12 protein-coding genes are annotated in these 16,287 nt (G+C 64.3%); 9 read left to right on the top strand and 3 right to left on the bottom strand.

Annotation, left to right across the window (positions count from 1 at the left end; translation table 11 throughout):
* From GH659_RS03210 to GH659_RS03180, 7 genes are all read left to right on the top strand, one after another.
* Entirely contained in the window at positions 1 to 738 is a 738-nt protein-coding gene (locus GH659_RS03210) for a dienelactone hydrolase family protein (protein ID WP_153109301.1), read from the top strand.
* A complete protein-coding gene (locus tag GH659_RS03205; protein WP_246167673.1) occupies positions 683 to 2,053 on the top strand; it encodes an NAD(P)/FAD-dependent oxidoreductase in 1,371 nt (456 codons plus the stop codon). The genes GH659_RS03210 and GH659_RS03205 overlap by 56 nt, the downstream gene beginning before the upstream one ends.
* A gap of 11 nt (positions 2,054 to 2,064) precedes the next feature.
* A complete protein-coding gene (locus GH659_RS03200; RefSeq protein ID WP_153109300.1) occupies positions 2,065 to 2,457 on the top strand; it encodes a DUF5368 domain-containing protein in 393 nt (130 codons plus the stop codon).
* 43 nt (positions 2,458 to 2,500) lie between these two features.
* Positions 2,501 to 5,044: a diguanylate cyclase domain-containing protein gene (locus tag GH659_RS03195; RefSeq protein ID WP_153109299.1), complete on the top strand. Its 2,544-nt coding sequence runs from the start codon at positions 2,501 to 2,503 to the stop codon at positions 5,042 to 5,044.
* Between the two features lie 163 nt (positions 5,045 to 5,207).
* A complete protein-coding gene (gene mfd, locus GH659_RS03190; RefSeq protein WP_246167691.1) occupies positions 5,208 to 8,639 on the top strand; it encodes a transcription-repair coupling factor in 3,432 nt (1,143 codons plus the stop codon).
* 167 nt (positions 8,640 to 8,806) lie between these two features.
* Positions 8,807 to 10,048, top strand: coding sequence for a DUF1015 domain-containing protein (locus GH659_RS03185; RefSeq protein WP_153109297.1), 1,242 nt, complete (start codon positions 8,807 to 8,809; stop codon positions 10,046 to 10,048).
* A 22-nt stretch (positions 10,049 to 10,070) separates the two neighbouring features.
* The gene (locus GH659_RS03180; protein WP_153109296.1) at positions 10,071 to 10,472 is read left to right on the top strand and encodes a DUF4186 domain-containing protein; all 402 of its coding nucleotides are present in this window, start codon (positions 10,071 to 10,073) and stop codon (positions 10,470 to 10,472) included.
* Between the two features lie 164 nt (positions 10,473 to 10,636).
* Here GH659_RS03180 and GH659_RS03175 read toward each other — a convergent pair whose 3' ends face one another.
* On the bottom strand, positions 10,637 to 11,422 hold the full coding sequence (locus GH659_RS03175) for an energy transducer TonB (RefSeq protein WP_153109295.1): 786 nt from the start codon (positions 11,420 to 11,422) through the stop codon (positions 10,637 to 10,639).
* 231 nt (positions 11,423 to 11,653) lie between these two features.
* On the opposite strand from GH659_RS03175, the gene GH659_RS03170 reads away from it, so the two are divergent.
* Positions 11,654 to 13,738 (top strand): ferrous iron transporter B, encoded by a 2,085-nt coding sequence (locus tag GH659_RS03170; protein WP_153109294.1) that lies wholly within the window; start codon positions 11,654 to 11,656, stop codon positions 13,736 to 13,738.
* A 5-nt stretch (positions 13,739 to 13,743) separates the two neighbouring features.
* Complete coding sequence (locus GH659_RS03165) at positions 13,744 to 14,304, top strand: hypothetical protein (protein ID WP_153109293.1); 561 nt, start codon at positions 13,744 to 13,746, stop codon at positions 14,302 to 14,304.
* 13 nt (positions 14,305 to 14,317) lie between these two features.
* Here the strand turns inward: GH659_RS03165 and GH659_RS03160 are convergent, their stop codons facing one another.
* A complete protein-coding gene (locus GH659_RS03160; protein ID WP_153109292.1) occupies positions 14,318 to 15,040 on the bottom strand; it encodes a hypothetical protein in 723 nt (240 codons plus the stop codon).
* Complete coding sequence (locus tag GH659_RS03155) at positions 15,037 to 16,218, bottom strand: response regulator (RefSeq protein ID WP_153109291.1); 1,182 nt, start codon at positions 16,216 to 16,218, stop codon at positions 15,037 to 15,039. The genes GH659_RS03160 and GH659_RS03155 overlap by 4 nt, the downstream gene beginning before the upstream one ends.
* Positions 16,219 to 16,287 lie beyond the last annotated feature (69 nt).

The raw sequence follows: 16,287 nt of genomic DNA, 5'->3' as shown, positions 1-16,287 counted from the left end.
ATGTTCGATTTCACCACCGACAGCGCCGGCAGCCCGGTATCGGTTCCCTCCGAACACGGCCTGCTGCACGGGGAATTGGCGCTGCTGCCGCAGGCGCCGGGGATTGTCGTTCTCGCCCACGCGGGGCTTTCGCTCGACCGGCGCGAGAAGATCCTGGCAAGCGTTTTGCGGCACGCCGGGCTGTCGACGCTCAACCTCGACCTGCTCGCCCGTCAGGAAGAACATTTCCCCGACATCCACAACAACGTGCCACTGCTCGCCCGCCGCCTGCTCGACTTTCTTGGTCTGCTCAAGCACCAGATGCTGCTCGGTGGAATGGAACTGCAACCGGTCGGCCTGTTTGCCGCCAATTCGACCACGCCGGTCGTCATCCGGGTCGCCGCCCTGCGCGACCACGACATTGCAGCCATCGTCTGCCGCGGCGGACTGATCGACCTGGCCGGCGTGCTCTATCTGCGCTCGCTCGAATCGCCACTGCTCCTGCTGCACGAAGAAAGCGACGCGCAACACATCACCAGCAACCGCCGCGCCTTGCGCGAAATCCACGGCCGCAAGGAAATCCGCACCATCCCCGAAATAGGCTTCGACTACGCCATTTCGCGCGGTTTTGCGGCCTGCGCGCAAGAGGCGTCATCGTGGTTCAGGACTCACTTCAAAAACAATCTTGGGCAGGGAGAATGCCATGACGTTCAGCGAACGAAAGGAATCCAGCAAGGAGAAGAACCTCCAATCCAATAGTTGCAAGGACTGCTCACGTCGGGACTTTCTGAAGCTGTTCCCGCTGCTGGCGGGAACAGCGCTCTGCATGCACGCGCAGCAAAGCGAGGCGAGCGAACCGACAAAGACGAAGGCCCGCATCGTTATTGCCGGGGCCGGCGCCGCTGGACTGGCTGCGGCAGCGCAACTGGCAAAACGACTCGACGGAGCCGAAATCGTCCTCTGCGATGCCCGCAAGGAACACTATTACCAGCCCGGATTCACACTCGTGGCCGCCGGACTCAAACCGCCGGGCTATACCGTCTCCGCGACGGCCGATTACATTCCCCCCGGCGTCAAGTGGATTCCCGAATCGATCGTCGAATTCGATCCGGCCGGCAACCGGGTCGTCACGGATAAGGGACAGATCGTTCGCTACGACTTCCTGATCGTCGCCACCGGACTCAAGCTCGACTTCGCGGGAATTACCGGCATGGACCCGGCCCTGATCGGCAAGAACGGTCTGGGCTGTGTCTATGCCGGACCGGACGCCGCCTACGCGACCTGGAAAGCCATTTCCGACTTTGCCGACAAGGGTGGCGTCGGCCTCTTCGGCCGCCCCAAGACCGAAATGAAATGCGCCGGAGCGCCGATCAAACACACGTTCATCACCGACGATCACCTGCGCCGGCGCGGCAATCGCGGCAAGGCGGAAATCATCTACGCCGCCCACAACAAGACGCTGTTCAGCATACCCATCGTCTCCGAAAAAGTCCGCATGCTTTATGAAGACCGGGGCGTCGACATTCGCCACGAGCATGTGCTGACCGCAATCGACCCCGCCAGACGCCGCGCCACCTTCGCCACACCGACGGGCAACGCGGAAATCGGCTACGACTTCATCAACGTCATCCCGCCGATGCGCGCCCCGGACGTCGTGCGCAAAAGCCCGCTCGCCTGGCGGGACGGGCCATTCGCCGCCGACGGCTGGATGGAAGTCGACAAAGGCACCCTGCGACACAAACGCTTCGCCAACGTCTTCGGCGTCGGCGATGTGGCTGGCGTCCCCAAGGGAAAAACAGCCGCCAGCGTGAAATGGCAGGTGCCGGTCGCTGTCGACCACCTCGTCGCCACAATCGCCGGCACGACGCCGGAATTGATCTACACCGGCTACACATCCTGCCCGCTGATCACCCGCCTCGGCCGCGCCATGCTCGTCGAATTCGATTATAAGGACAATCTGGTGCCGTCGTTCCCTGGCGTCATCGCCCCACTCGAAGAGTTGTGGATCACCTGGGTCATGAAAACCATCGCCCTGAAACCAACCTACATCGCCATGCTGCGCGGCAAGGCTTGAGGAGAGCAGCCATGAAAGCACTCGACCCAATGGTTTTTTACGCTGTCCTCGTTGAAATGATGGGCCCGTGGCTGTTCTGGTCGCTGATTCTTCTGACCGCTTTCGGCCTCGGCACCTTCGCCTGGGTCATCTTCCGGGAAAAAGGCCTGTCGAGCCGACGGCTCGTTCGCTGCGAATTGATCGGCGTTGCCGGCGGATTCGGCGCGCTGTGGCTGATGGCTTATGTCACCGTTTCCGGCTTTACGGATGCCGGTGGCCCGGTCGACTGGCTGCTCATCGGGCTCATCTGGGGCGGTGGTCTGGTGGGCACGACCATCCTCAGCTATGCCAGCTTCGGGCTGAGGGACCGCTTCCGCTGGCAAAAACGCATTCGGACTGACGAAAAAACATGGCCTGGAGGATAATCGCCACGTCACGCCCACCTGCCCGCTGCGGAAACCGGTTTTTATGCTTTCTGACAATGCCTCGCGCTCCCGCTTCCGTCATTTGGTCTCCGCAATGGCCCAGTTGGCATTTCTGGCCATCATGGCCGCCTTCGGCCCGTCATCAGCCCTGGCCGACCATCTCACGCCGGTCACGTTGCAACTGAAATGGCAACACCAGTTCCAGTTCGCGGGCTACTACGCCGCGCAGGAGAAGGGGTTCTACCGCGAGGCCGGGCTGGACGTTCGCCTCGTTGAGGGTACGCCGACAACGAATGTCGTCGATGAGGTATTGAGCGGCCGCGCCAACCATGGTGTCGGCAACAGTTCGCTACTGCTCGATCGCCACCTGGGCAAGCCCGTTGTCGCGCTGGCCGTCATTTTCCAGCACTCGCCGCTGATGCTGTACGCGCACGTCTACTCGGGCATCAGTTCGGTGCACGACCTCAAGGGCAAGCGGGTGATGCTTGAGCCGCATTCCGAAGAACTGCTCGCCTACCTGCGCCGGGAGAATGTGTCCGTCGACACCATCCGCTGGGACACGCACTCCTTCTCGCCCGACGACCTCATTCTCGGCCGCGTCGATGCGATGAGCGGCTACAGCACGACCGAACCGTTTTATCTCGACAAGAGTTACACGCCCTATATCGCCCTCTCGCCGCGCTCGGCCGGCATCGACTTTTACGGCGACAACCTGTTCACCTCGGAAACGGAAATCCGCAAGAACCCGGCGCGGGTCAAAGCGTTCCGCGAAGCGAGTCTGAAAGGCTGGGAATACGCGCTGGAACATCCGGAGGAGATCGCCAGCCTCATCCGGGAAAAATACCACTCGCCGCACAGCCGGGAATTCCTGCTGTTCGAAGCCGGACGCATGCGTCCGCTGATCAGCCATGACCTGATTCCGATGGGCTACATGCACACGGACCGCTGGCGGCAGATCATCAAAACCTACGCCGAACTCGGCCTGCTCGCGAAGGATTTCTCGCTCGAGGGGTTCCTCTATATCGACAACGCGAAAGAGGAAATGAACGGGGAGCGCCGCCGCTGGCTGATCGGGCTGGGCATCGCGGCGGCGGTCAGCGCGCTGGCGCTTCTCATCGCCATGTCCATGGTGCGTCTCAACCGCCGCTTGAAGCGCGAAATGACGGCCCGCGAAGAAGCAATGGCCGCCCTCCGCGAAAGCGAAAGCAAGTTCCGCTTCCTCGCCGAAAACACCGGCGACGTCATCTGGATTCTCGACATCGCGAGCGGACGCTTCACTTACGTCAGCCCGACCGTCTTTGAACTGCGCGGCTACACCGCGGAGGAAGTCATGGCCGAACCGATGTCGGCCGCCGTGACGCCCGAATCAGCCGAGCGCGCCATGGCCGCCCTGGCGGACACCATCGCCCGCTGGAACGCCGGCGACCGCGGCAACACACTGGTCGTCACCGAAATCGACCAGCCGCACAAGGACGGCCACATCATCCACACCGAAGTTGTGAGCACGCTGCATGCCGACGCCACCGGCAAGCCCGCCTACGTCATCGGCGTCACGCGCAACATCACGCAGCGCAAACGCGCCGAGGAAGCCATTCGCCAACTGGCGTTCTATGACCCGCTGACCCGCCTGCCCAACCGCCGCCTGCTGCTCGACCGCATTCCGCAACAGATCGCCCGCGCCAAGCGCGACCATTACCGGGTGGCCTTGCTGTTCATCGACCTCGACCAGTTCAAGCCGATCAACGACCAGTTCGGACACGATACCGGCGACTGGCTGCTCAAATCCGTCGCCGAACGCCTGCATGGCAGTCTGCGCCAGTCGGACACGTGCGCCCGCATCGGCGGCGACGAATTCGTGGCCCTGCTGCCCGATGTGCACGAGATCGGTCACGCGTTGCAGGTCGCCGAAAAAATCTGCGGCGAGTTGCAACTTCCCTTCATCACCGCGGAGGGAACTACCCTGCAAATCTCATCGAGCATCGGCGTCGCGCTTTACCCGGATCACAGCGACAACGAGCAGGATCTGCTCCGCCAGGCCGACGAAGCGATGTACCGCGCCAAGAAAGCGGGACGCAACCGCGTCGTCCTGTACTCGCCAGCGCCGCTGGCCGCGGAAAACGAAACGCTCGACAGCGGGGCGTTCGGCGACGACCGGCACCACATCATCCATCTGCGCTGGAAACACGGCTTCAACTGCGGCCAGTTGCTGATCGACCAGCAACACCGTGAACTGTTCCGGCTGTCGAATGCCCTGCTCGACGCCACGCTGACCCGCGCCGAACACCCCGAGGCGTTCGACCACGCCTTCGACGCGCTGCTCGGGCACGTCATCAAGCACTTCGCCGACGAAGAGGAAATCCTGCGCGACGCGCATTACGACGGGCTGGAACACCACGTGCGCGAGCACCAGAAGCTCGTCAAGGAGGCGATCGCCCTGCGCCGCCGCTACGAACAGGCGCACGTCCCCATCGGCGAACTGATCGAATTCCTCGTCAATACGGTAGTCGCCAAGCACATGCTGCACGAAGACCGGCTGTTCTTCCCGCTGTTTGCCCGGGACGAGGAAAAAAGCACGGCGCCATCCTGACTGGTGGCCGGGCGACAAGCCCTGCGACGGATGCGAGGACTATAATCCCGGAAACCTTGTTTTAACCGCATTCGATGCAGAGGAACTCTGCGTTGAATGCGGTTTTAATCTTTGACCGCCAAGCCTCCCGACCGTGACTCCAACCGCCCAGCCCACCGCCGACATTTCCCTTCCACATTTCCCCTTGCCCGCCCGAAAAAGCGGCGAACGCGTCCAGTTGCCGCCGGTCGCCGGGTCATCCGACGCCCTCGTGCTGGCGCAACTGGCACACGAGCGCAAGGGCATGCTGGCCGTCCTCACCGCCAGCGCCGGCGATGCGCAGCGCCTGCTCGACGAAATCCCGTGGTTCGCGCCCGGCCTCAAAGTGCGCCTGCTGCCCGACTGGGAAACGCTGCCCTACGACAGCTTTTCGCCGCACCACGACCTCGTTTCGGAACGCCTTGCGACGCTCTACAGCGTCACGCGCGGCGAGTGCGACGTGCTGCTCGTGCCGGCGTCGACGGCGGCCTACCGCTTCGCCCCGCCGGCCTACCTCGCGGCCTACACCTTCTTCCTGCAGAAGGGCGAGACACTCGACGCCGACGCTTTCCGCGCCCAACTGACGCTGGCCGGCTACACCAACGTCTCCAACGTCGTCTCGCCCGGCGAGTACTCGATTCGCGGCGGCCTCGTCGACCTGTTCCCGATGGGCTCGGCGCTGCCTTTCCGCCTCGACCTCTTCGACGACGAAATCGAAAGCATCAAGACCTTCGACGTCGACACGCAGCGCACCCTCTACCCGGTGCCGGAAATCCGCCTCTTGCCAGCGCGCGAATTCCCGCTCGACGACAAGGGCCGCGCCCGTTTCCGCCAGCGTTTCCGCGAAACGTTCGAGGGCGACCCGGCCAAGTCGGGCATCTACAAGGACATTTCGAGCGGCATCCCGTCGGCCGGCATCGAATACTGGCTGCCGCTCTTCTTCGACGAAACGGCGACGCTGTTCGACTACCTGCCGCAGGACGCCACGCTCTGCCTGCACGGCGGTGTTCCGGAAGCCTTGCGCGATTTCTGGCGCGACGCGCAATCGCGCTTCGACATGCTTTCCGGCGAGAAAAGCCGGCCGCTGTTGCCACCGTCCGACCTGTTCCTCAACGAGGAAGCCTTCTTCACCGCCGCCAAGCCCTACACGCGGCTGGTGCTCGCCAAGGGCAGCGACGGCCCGACCGCCGCCGTGCCGCCGGTGGCTGTCGACCGCCGTGCCGACGATCCGCTCGCCAAGCTGAAGTCGTTCGTCGACACGCATCTCAGCCACCCCGCCGGGCGCATCCTGCTCCTCGCCGAATCGGCCGGCCGGCGCGAAACGCTGGCCGAACTGTTCGCCGAATACGGCCTCCGGCCGGAAGCCAGCGCCGATCTGTCCGGCTTCCTCGCCGGCGAGGCCAAGCTGTCGCTCGGCGTCGCGCCGCTGCACGAAGGTTTCGTGTTCGACCAGCTCGCCTTCATCACCGAAACGGAGCTTTACGCCGGCAGCCCGACCCGCCGCACACGCCACGCGGCGCAGAAAAAAGCCTCGCTCGACAACTGGCTGCGCGACCTGACTGAACTGAAAGTCGGCGATCCGGTCGTGCACGAGCAGCACGGCATCGCCCGCTATCAGGGGCTGATCCACATGGACCTTGGCGAAGGCGACATGGAGTTTCTGGAGTTGCATTACGCCGGCGACGCCAAGCTCTACGTGCCGGTGTCGCAACTGCACGTCATCTCGCGCTACTCGGGCGCCGACCCGGACGCCGCGCCGCTGCATTCGCTCGGCTCGCAGCAATGGGAAAAGTCCAAGCGCAAGGCCGCCCTGCAGGCACGCGACACGGCCGCCGAACTGCTGGCGCTCTACGCCCAGCGGGCCGCACGACAAGGTCACGCCTTCGAATTCACCACGCACGACTACGAAGCCTTCGCCGACGGCTTCGGCTTCGAGGAAACCGTCGATCAGGCGGCCGCCATCGAAGCCGTCATCAACGACATGAAGTCGGGCAAGCCGATGGACCGCCTCGTCTGCGGCGACGTCGGCTTCGGCAAGACCGAAGTCGCGCTGCGCGCCGCCTTCTGCGCCGTCGCCGGCGGCAAGCAGGTCGCCGTGCTGTGCCCGACCACCCTGCTCTGCGAACAGCACTTCCAGACCTTCAGCGACCGCTTCGCCGACTGGCCGGTGAAAGTCGTCGAACTGTCGCGCTTCAAGACCGCCAAGGAAACGACGCAAGCCTTGAAGGATCTGGCCGAAGGCAAGGTCGACATCGTCATCGGCACGCACAAGCTGTTGCAGAAGGACGTCACCTTCACCCGCCTCGGCCTCGTCATCATCGACGAGGAACACCGTTTCGGCGTGCGCCAGAAGGAAGCGCTGAAGTCGCTGCGCGCCGAGGTCGATGTGCTGACGCTGACCGCGACGCCGATCCCGCGCACCTTGGGCATGTCGCTCGAAGGGCTGCGCGATTTTTCGGTGATCGCCACCGCGCCGCAGAAGCGGCTGGCCATCAAAACCTTCGTTTCGCGCTTCTCTGACGGCATCATCCGCGAAGCGCTGCTGCGCGAATTCAAGCGCGGCGGCCAGGTGTACTTCCTGCACAACGAGGTCGACACGATCGAGAACATGCGCGAGAAGCTCACCAAGCTGCTGCCCGAAGCGCGCATCGTCGTCGGCCACGGCCAGATGAACGAGCGCGAACTGGAGCGCGTGATGCGCGACTTCACGCAGCAACGCGCCAACCTTCTCTTGTGCACGACGATCATCGAGACCGGCATCGACAACCCGCACGCCAACACCATCGTCATCAACCGCGCCGACAAGTTCGGTTTGGCGCAGCTGCACCAGTTGCGCGGCCGCGTCGGGCGCTCGCACCACCAGGCCTACGCCTACCTGCTGACGCATGGCGACGCAGACGGCACCACCGGATTGACCAAGCAGGCCAAGCAGCGGCTGGAAGCGATCCAAATGATGGACGAGCTCGGCGCCGGTTTCTATCTCGCCATGCACGATCTGGAAATCCGCGGCGCCGGCGAAGTACTCGGCGAGAACCAGTCCGGTGCGATGCAGGAAATCGGTTTCAACCTGTTCACCGAGATGCTCAACCGCGCCGTCAGCCAGCTCCGGCAGGGCAAGGAGCCCGATCTGCTGCAGCCACTCGCCGTCACCACCGAAATCAACCTGCACACGCCGGCGCTGCTGCCCGACGACTACGCGCCGGATGTGCATGAACGCCTGACGATCTACAAGCGCCTCGCCAACTGCAACTCACTCGACGAGGTAAGCGACATGCAGGAGGAACTCATCGACCGTTTCGGCGAACTGCCGCCACAAGCCGTTTCGTTGCTCGAAAGCCACCGCCTGCGCCTGCTGTGCAAGCCGCTCGGCATCATCAAGCTCGACGCCACCGGCGCCGGCGTCACCGTGCAGTTCGAACCGAACCCGCCGGTCGAGCCGATCCGCATCATCGAACTGATCCAGAAAAACCGGAACTACAAGCTGGCCGGACAGGACAAGCTGTCGCTCGCGCGTAGCTGCCCGACGCTCGCCGAGCGCGTCGCGGCCGTCAAGGAACTCATCAAGAAGCTGCAGTGATTTGAAAATCGAAAATGCAAACCACCAAGACTCCAAGGGCACAAAGTAACACCAAGAAATTCGAGAGGTTTTTCTTGGTGCCTCTTGGTGATCTTGGCGTCTTGGTGGTTCGCTTTTTCTTGGCGTTTCGCTTTTAATTTTCCCCGGACCTTTCAAGGAGAGCCAAGATGACCTCGCCCCGCCCGCTGATCCGCCCCTTCACCGGTCTGCGTCCGCGCAGCGAATACGCCACCGCCGTCGCCGCACCGCCCTATGACGTGCTCTCCAGCGAGGAAGCGCGCGAGCGTGCCGCTGGCAAGCCGTATTCGTTCCTGCACATTTCCAAGGCCGAGATCGACCTGCCACCGGATGTCGACCACTACGCGCCGGCGGTCTATGCCAAGTCGGCCGAGAACCTGAAGAAGCTGATCGACGCCGGCATCCTCTTCCGCGACGCCAAGCCCTGCTACTACGCCTACCGCCTCATCATGGGCGAACATACGCAGACCGGACTGATCGCCGCCGCCTCGGTCGCCGACTACGACAGCAACCGCATCCGCAAGCACGAATTCACCCGCCCGGACAAGGAAGACGACCGCGTGCGCCAGATCGAGGCCTTGAACGCCCAGACCGGCCCGGTACTGCTCGCCCACCCGGATTCGGATGAGGCCGAACGGCTCGTCGCCGCTGCCACGACCGGCACGCCGATTGCCGATATCACCGCCGAGGACGGCATCCGCCATACCGTCTGGCTGATCGACGACGAGACGGCCATCGTTCGTATCAGCGCCGTCATCGACGCCATGCCCAACCTCTACATCGCCGACGGCCATCACCGCTCGGCCGCCGCCTCGCGCGTCGCCGCCGCACGCCGTGGCAAGGGAGCGCCCGATTCTGCCGAATACTTTCTGTCGGTCATCTTCCCGGCCCGCCAGATGCGCATTCTCGACTACAACCGCGTCGTGCGCGATCTCAACGGATTGTCGCCCGACGCCTTCCTGAAGGCCGTCGCCGAACGCTACACGGTCACGCCAGCGGACAGGCCCGTGCATCCGGAGCGGACCGGCGTCTGCGGCATGTACCTCGCCGGCCGCTGGTACCACCTCGCCGTCAGGCCGGAACTCGTGCCGGTCGCCGACCCGGTGCGCCGTCTCGACGTGTCGATGCTTTCCGAACAAATCCTCGGCCCGATCCTCGGCATCGCCGACCTGCGGCGCGACACGCGTATCGATTTCGTCGGCGGCATTCGCGGCCTGGGCGAACTCGAACGCCGCGTCAACAGTGGTGAAATGGCCGTCGCCTTCGCCATGCACCCGACGCAGCTTTCCGAATTGATGTCGGTCGCCGACGCCGGCGAAGTCATGCCCCCGAAATCGACGTGGTTCGAACCGAAGCTCGCCGACGGGCTGGTCTCGCACGTACTCGACTGAGTATTCGCATTCGTTGATTGATATGCGCGACCTTGACGAGCTGTTCGCCGCGCTGCCCCAATCCCGCTTCCGCCAAAGCTTCTCGCTGAAGCGGAAGGAACGCGCCTATTTCATCGCCAAGGAACGCGAAATGGTCATGGAACATGCACGGGCTTTTGTCGCGCAACGACTCGCGCCGGCGGAGCCAAAAAATGACGGCCGGCAAACACCATTCCGCGGGCACCCAGTGTTCATCGCCCAACATGCCACGGCGACGTGCTGCCGGGGCTGCCTGGCGAAATGGCACGATATACCCGCCGGCCATGCGCTAACGCCCGAAGAGCAAGCGCACGTCGTGGCCGCCATCATGCGCTGGCTCGATGCCCAGGCCATGCCAATCCCTGCGGCACAGCCAGACGCCGCCGCGCAGCCTTCGCTTTTCTAAACATCCCACTTGCCAGACAAATTGACCGCTCAGGGCAATCGCATGAAAACAAAATCCACCACAGAGACACCGAGGCACAAAGATTACGCAGAGAAAAACGATCTATTTTGCTTCGCTTCTCCCGCTTCTCTCCGCGCAAACTCTGTGTCTCTGTGGTGAAAGATTCAGAATGACTCGTCCAGACTGAACCTGACCGGCAACTCAATGCGGAAATTGCGCGCCCTGAGTCTCGGCGGCAGGGGAATGGCGCGGGCGGCCTGCGTCAGCATGTTCACCGCCTGCTCATCGAGCAGCGCATGGCCGCTCGACTGCAGCAACACGGCTTCGGGCGACGCGTTGGCGCGGATATCCAGCCCCACCTGGGCCGTACCCTCCCAACCGCGTTCGCGCGCCAACGGCGGGTAGCGCTTGAAGCGCCGCGCCGCTGTGGCCAGCGCGATCTTGTAGTGACGCACGTCGTCGGCGCGCACGCCGTCGCTGGCCGCGCCTGCTGCCGGACTTCCTCCGTCCGCCTCCTTTCCTGCGTTTCCGCCGGCCGCGACGCCATGGCTCTCGCCGGCCGGATTTCGGGCATTTGCGCCACTGACCTTGCCAGCTTCATGCACCGGCACGTTCGCCGATTTTTCCCCGACCGCCTCCTCCGCCGCCCCCAGGCTGACAGGACGCGTGACCGGTTCCACACTTTCCGTCGCGACACGCGCTGCGCTTTCCGGCGGCTTCGTCGTCAGCACCGGTTTTTTCTCGCTGACCCGAGATCGGCTAGGCGCTGGCGCTGGCGTCCGCGAAGCGGTCTCTGGCGGCGCACCCCGGCCCGCCGCAGGCGCTCCACGTCCGGTAACGCCGGCCGCCCCCATCCTGACGCTGATCGCCGCTGGCGCTTCGAACTGGATCGGAAGCAGGATCGTCACGCCAACGCCCAGCAACAGCACCGCGTGCAGCAGCAGCGACACGAACAGCGCCCGGATCAATGGACGGCAGCAAAAGGAAGTTGTAGAACGATCGGAGGCTGGCAAGAGGCGGGCTTTCCGTTTGATTCGCGACGCTGATGCGTGCGGTTGATTCGCATTTGATGGTAAATTTCCCCTGATCGGGGAAGCCGGAGTTTATCACCGTGACGGCACGCCGCCGCGCCCTGCCCGGCGACGGCGCCTCTCCCATCACAAGAACTATCAGGTAGCCCAATGATCTTTGCCGGAAAACCGACCGCGACCGCCGTTACAACCATCCCCTTGCGCGGCCCGCTGCTGCGCGGCAGCCGGCGTCCGCGGGTGGCGCTCGTTGGTCGCTACGGCGTCGGCAAGACGACCATTTTCACGAGTGCCGCCAGTCCGGCGGTGCACCAGGAACGGCTGGCCGGCTTCGCCGGCGAGGGGGAAGGTTATCTGGAATGCGTGGTCAATGTCGGCCTCGACCAGATCACGCTCGTCGACCTGCCGGCGATGGATTCGCTGCACCACCTGAGCGCGCATGACCGGGCGCTGCTGATGTACATCCTGTGGGGCAGCGACTGGCCCTTCGCCCTGCCGCCGGAGGGAACCGAGGCCGGACCGGAATTTGCGGCGCCGGATGTGCTGGTGCAGGTCGTCGACGCGACGACGCTGGAGCAGGATCTGGAATTGACCCTCGAACTGAGCCTGCTCGGTCGCCCGCTCGTCATCGCGCTCAACCGCATCGACGAGGCACGCCGCAAGGGGCTGTTCATCAATGTGCCGGTCCTTGAAGAACGGCTCGGCGTGCGCGTCGTTCCGACCATCGCGCACATGGGCAAGGGGCTGTCGGCCCTTTTCGAAGCGGTGACCGATGCCGTCCGCGCCGATGCTTGCCCGTTGCCGCAGCCGCCCGCCCGCCACATCGACGAGAGCCTGCACGCGCTCCGCGCCATCGCTGCCCGCCCTGAGATCGAAGCCGGCTTCGGCGTGCCGCGCACACTGCTCGTGCAGCAACTGGCGGTGAATGACGATTATTTTCTGGACATCGTCGGCACGCGCTTTCCCGAACTCCTGTCCGAGATCGCCGCAGCGCGCGCCACCGCTGAAAAGACGTTGCCGCGCCTGCTGGAGGAGGAACTGCACGCCGACCGCCATCACCGCGCCGCGCTGCTGCACGAGGCCGTCACCCGGCCGCACGGCATCGGGCCAAAGACTGGCTGGCGGCACTGGCTTGACGGGATCTTTCTGCATCCGCGCTGGGGCCTGGTCGGAACGCTGCTCGTATTCGCGCTCGTTCTCTTCATGGTGTTCGAGATGAGCGCCTTTCTCGACGGCCTCACCTCGGCCCGTTTGATGGCGCACATTCAGGAATGGCAGCCGGCGTCGACGCTCGAAGTCGTCGGCCGCGCCGTGGCGGAAGGGCTGACCGGCCTCGTCGGCATCGTCATTCCGTACATGCTGCCGCTCGTGCTGCTGCTCGTGGTGCTCGAAGAGTCCGGTGTCATGCACCGTGTCGCTTTCGTCGTCGACCGCGGCTTTCACTACCTCGGGCTGCACGGCGGCGTTGCCGTGCCGTTCCTGATCGGGCTCGGCTGCAACGTGCCAGCGATTTCGGCCGCCGCCATGACCGGCTCGCGGCGCGAGCGCACGATCGCCGCCATCCTGATTACCTTCGTCCCGTGCTCGGCGCGTTCGGCCATCATTCTCGCCATCGGCGGCAAGTATCTCGGCGGCCTCGGCGTGTTCGCCATCTTCGCGCTGACGCTGACCGCCATCGCCGTGCTCGGCAAGCTCCTCGCCCGCCGCTACGCCGACAGCGCGCCGGGTCTCGTACAGAGCATCCCGCCCTACGCGTTGCCGAAATGGAACCGCGTCTGGCGCAAGACCTGGGAACGCACGAGCGACATCGTCACCATCGTCACGCCACTGCTCGTCATCGGCAGCATCGTGCTCGCGCTGCTCAGCCACTTCGGCGCCGACGCTTTCATCAACATGCTGCTGACGCCGATCACCTCCTGGTGGCTCGGCTTGCCGGTCGTCCTCGGCGTGCCCATCCTGTTCGGCGTGCTGCGCAAGGAACTGTCGTTGCTGATGATTTATCAGGCGCTCGATTCGCTCGAAATCGCGCCGCTACTCTCCGACACACAGATTTTCACCTTCCTGATTTTCCTCACCTTCTACGTGCCCTGCCTGTCGACGTTTGCCGTCATGGTGAAGACGCTCGGACGCAAGGAGGCGGGCTTTTCGGTGCTGGTTTCGCTGGTCAGCGCGCTGCTCGCCGCCGGCGCGGTTCGGCTGGTGATGGAACTGCTGCACGCCATCCGGTCGCTGACCTGAACCCCATGGATCATCTGATCAAGGACTCCGCCCCGCTTGAACTCTACGCCTGGCTCGCGCCCGACGCCGCACTGCCCGGCTGGGACATCCTGACCGGCAACCCGTTCGGCACCGCCTTGCCCGAAGATCAGTTCAGCACCGTGCAGAACTACTTTGCCGAATACCATCTGGAGTATTACCGGCAACGCCTGTTCGGCGATTTTCCGAGCCGCTTGCATGCGCTGCTGCTGTTCGCCACGCGCGTCGATGCCGAAACGTTCCAGCGCAAGCATCCGGGTCGGGTCGCGGAGAAAAACCTCGTCAAACTGCACAGCCAGGGCGCTTACACCGTGTCGTTCCACGACGCGAGCTGGCTCGATTATCTGCGTCTGCCGCACAGCCTGAGCCTGAGCGCCCTCGACGAGGTTTCGCAGCATTACTGGCAGGGGACGCTGGTCGAGGAAGCCGGTCTGACCTTCATGAACGAGCGCTGGCAGGAGCCACCAGTGATCGAAGCGCTGTTTCAGGGCCGCCTCGAACCGACACCGGCGCCGATGCTCTCGGCGCGTTTGCCCGGCTTCGCCTGACCGACTCTGCTCCTCACTTCGACGGAGCCGCCATCCCCCGGCGCGGCGGCGTCGATGGCGGCGGCACGACGATCGGTGGTATCGGGCGCGGACGCCACAGCCGGGCATGGCGCAGATAGAAGTTCACCGGAGCGGCGTCCATGAGCACCCGGCCTTCCGCGTCAATGATGCTTGCCGCGAGCGTCATCCGCTGATTGGGCGGCGGCAGCACGTCGCCCCAGAATTCCGGCGGAATCATGAATTCGGTGGCGGTGAAGCGCTGCTCCACCCAACGCCCATTCACGCGAACGACAAAGGCATGCCCCTCGTCGACTTGCAGCGCCGGATCGACAGCCACGCGCACCTCGAAGACGGCCGTATTGGCGACGACGCTTCCGTTCTGTTCGGGAAAGACGATGGCAAAACGGCGATAGGATTCGGCCGCAACGTCGTCCCGCGACCCGGACTGCGCCGCCGGGCCGCCGCCTGACGAAACGGTCGGCGCGGAATCAGCCCCCCCGCTTCCGTTTTGTGTGCTGCGGCCAGAAGCGGGCGCCTTCACGGCGGGCACAACGCTGAGCGGCTTGAGCGGAACCTCCTTGGCGCCATCCCCCGGCTTGTCGGAAAAGACCGGACCGCTCTCACCCGGCGTCACATACACGCTCTGCGCTACCGCCTCCGCGCCCGCCAACATGGCCAGCGCCAGCAGCCCGCAGCGAGCGGTACGTCCACCAATACACCCGATTCCCCGAATCACGTTCTTCCCCCTCCCTCCATCAGCACCGCCCGCTCCATTTCACGTGCGAGCATCGCCGGCCCGGGCGACGTATCCTGATAATGCCGCGCGATGGCATCCATCGCCTCGCTGATCGCCAGCATCGCGTCGATCACGTCGGGATCGAAGTGCGTACCGCGCTCGGCAAGCATCATCCGCATCGACGCCTCGTGCGAACACGCCTCCTTGTAGATGCGGCGCGAAATCAGCGCATCGTAGACGTCGGCCACGGCCATCAGCCGGGCGCTGACCGGGATCGCGTCCCCGGCCAGGCCGCGCGGGTAGCCCTTGCCGTCCCAGCGCTCGTGGTGGTTGTAGGCGATCTCGGCGGCATGAAAAAGGAAGGCGCTGTCGCCCTCGTCGAGCTGATGCGCGGCAGCGGCGATGGCATCGCGCCCGGCCACGCAATGATGTTCCATGACCTTCCGCTCCTCGGCCGTAAGACGCCCCGGCTTGAGCAGGATGGCGTCGGGAATCGCCACCTTGCCGACATCGTGCAGCGGCGCCGATTTGAAGAGCAGCTGGATGACCTCGTCGTTCAGGTAAGGCCGAAAACGCGAATGCGAGCGCAACTCCTCGGCCAGTACGCGCACGTAGTGCTGCGTGCGGCGGATGTGGTTGCCGGTCTCGTTGTCGCGCGCCTCGGCCAGCGCGCAGAAGGCGGTGATGGTCGCCGTCTGCGCGGCAATCAGTTGCTCGTCGCGGCGCAGAATCTCGCGCGTGCGCTCGGCGACCATCTGCTCGAGCCGCTCGTTGTGACGCTTCAGCTCGCGCGAGGCCTTGGCCAGCGACAGGTGGGTACGCACGCGCGCCAGCACCACCGGAGGCGACACCGGTTTATGGATGAAATCCTCGGCCCCAAGCGACAGCCCGTGTTCCTCGTCGACGGCGCTATCGAGGCTGGTCAGGAAAATCACCGGAATGCCGCGCGTCGCCGGGTTGGCCTTGAGGCGACGGCAAACCTCGAAGCCATCGATACCGGGCATGACGATATCGAGCAGCACCAGATCGGTCGGCAGACGCATGGCGAGGTCCAGCCCCTCCGAACCGTTCGACGCGAAGCTGACGACGTAGTCGGCGCTGAGAATATTGCCGAGCAGTTCGACGTTGTTCAGCGAATCGTCGACGATCAGGACACGCGGGCGGTCATCTTTGTTCATTCTCGTTACCACCTTCGGTGCACGCCTTTTCTCACACGCCGGGAGCCCGCCAAACCGCCCCCACTCTTT

It is taken from the genome of Propionivibrio limicola, assembly GCF_009469695.1.
In the GTDB taxonomy this organism is placed as follows: Bacteria; Pseudomonadota; Gammaproteobacteria; order Burkholderiales; family Rhodocyclaceae; genus Propionivibrio; species Propionivibrio limicola.
The sequence above is the reverse complement of the archived record's forward strand: the minus strand, read 5'-3'. Positions and strand labels throughout refer to the sequence as shown.

Coding starts and splice junctions, on each gene's coding strand:
- GH659_RS03170 (WP_153109294.1), top strand. CDS start 11,654: ATGATCTTTGCCGGAAAACCGACCGCGACCGCCGTTACAACCATCCCC.
- GH659_RS03165 (WP_153109293.1), top strand. CDS start 13,744: ATGGATCATCTGATCAAGGACTCCGCCCCGCTTGAACTCTACGCCTGG.
- GH659_RS03180 (WP_153109296.1), top strand. CDS start 10,071: ATGCGCGACCTTGACGAGCTGTTCGCCGCGCTGCCCCAATCCCGCTTC.
- GH659_RS03195 (WP_153109299.1), top strand. CDS start 2,501: ATGCTTTCTGACAATGCCTCGCGCTCCCGCTTCCGTCATTTGGTCTCC.
- GH659_RS03205 (WP_246167673.1), top strand. CDS start 683: ATGACGTTCAGCGAACGAAAGGAATCCAGCAAGGAGAAGAACCTCCAA.
- GH659_RS03210 (WP_153109301.1), top strand. CDS start 1: ATGTTCGATTTCACCACCGACAGCGCCGGCAGCCCGGTATCGGTTCCC.
- GH659_RS03200 (WP_153109300.1), top strand. CDS start 2,065: ATGAAAGCACTCGACCCAATGGTTTTTTACGCTGTCCTCGTTGAAATG.
- GH659_RS03155 (WP_153109291.1), bottom strand. CDS start 16,218: ATGAACAAAGATGACCGCCCGCGTGTCCTGATCGTCGACGATTCGCTG.
- GH659_RS03185 (WP_153109297.1), top strand. CDS start 8,807: ATGACCTCGCCCCGCCCGCTGATCCGCCCCTTCACCGGTCTGCGTCCG.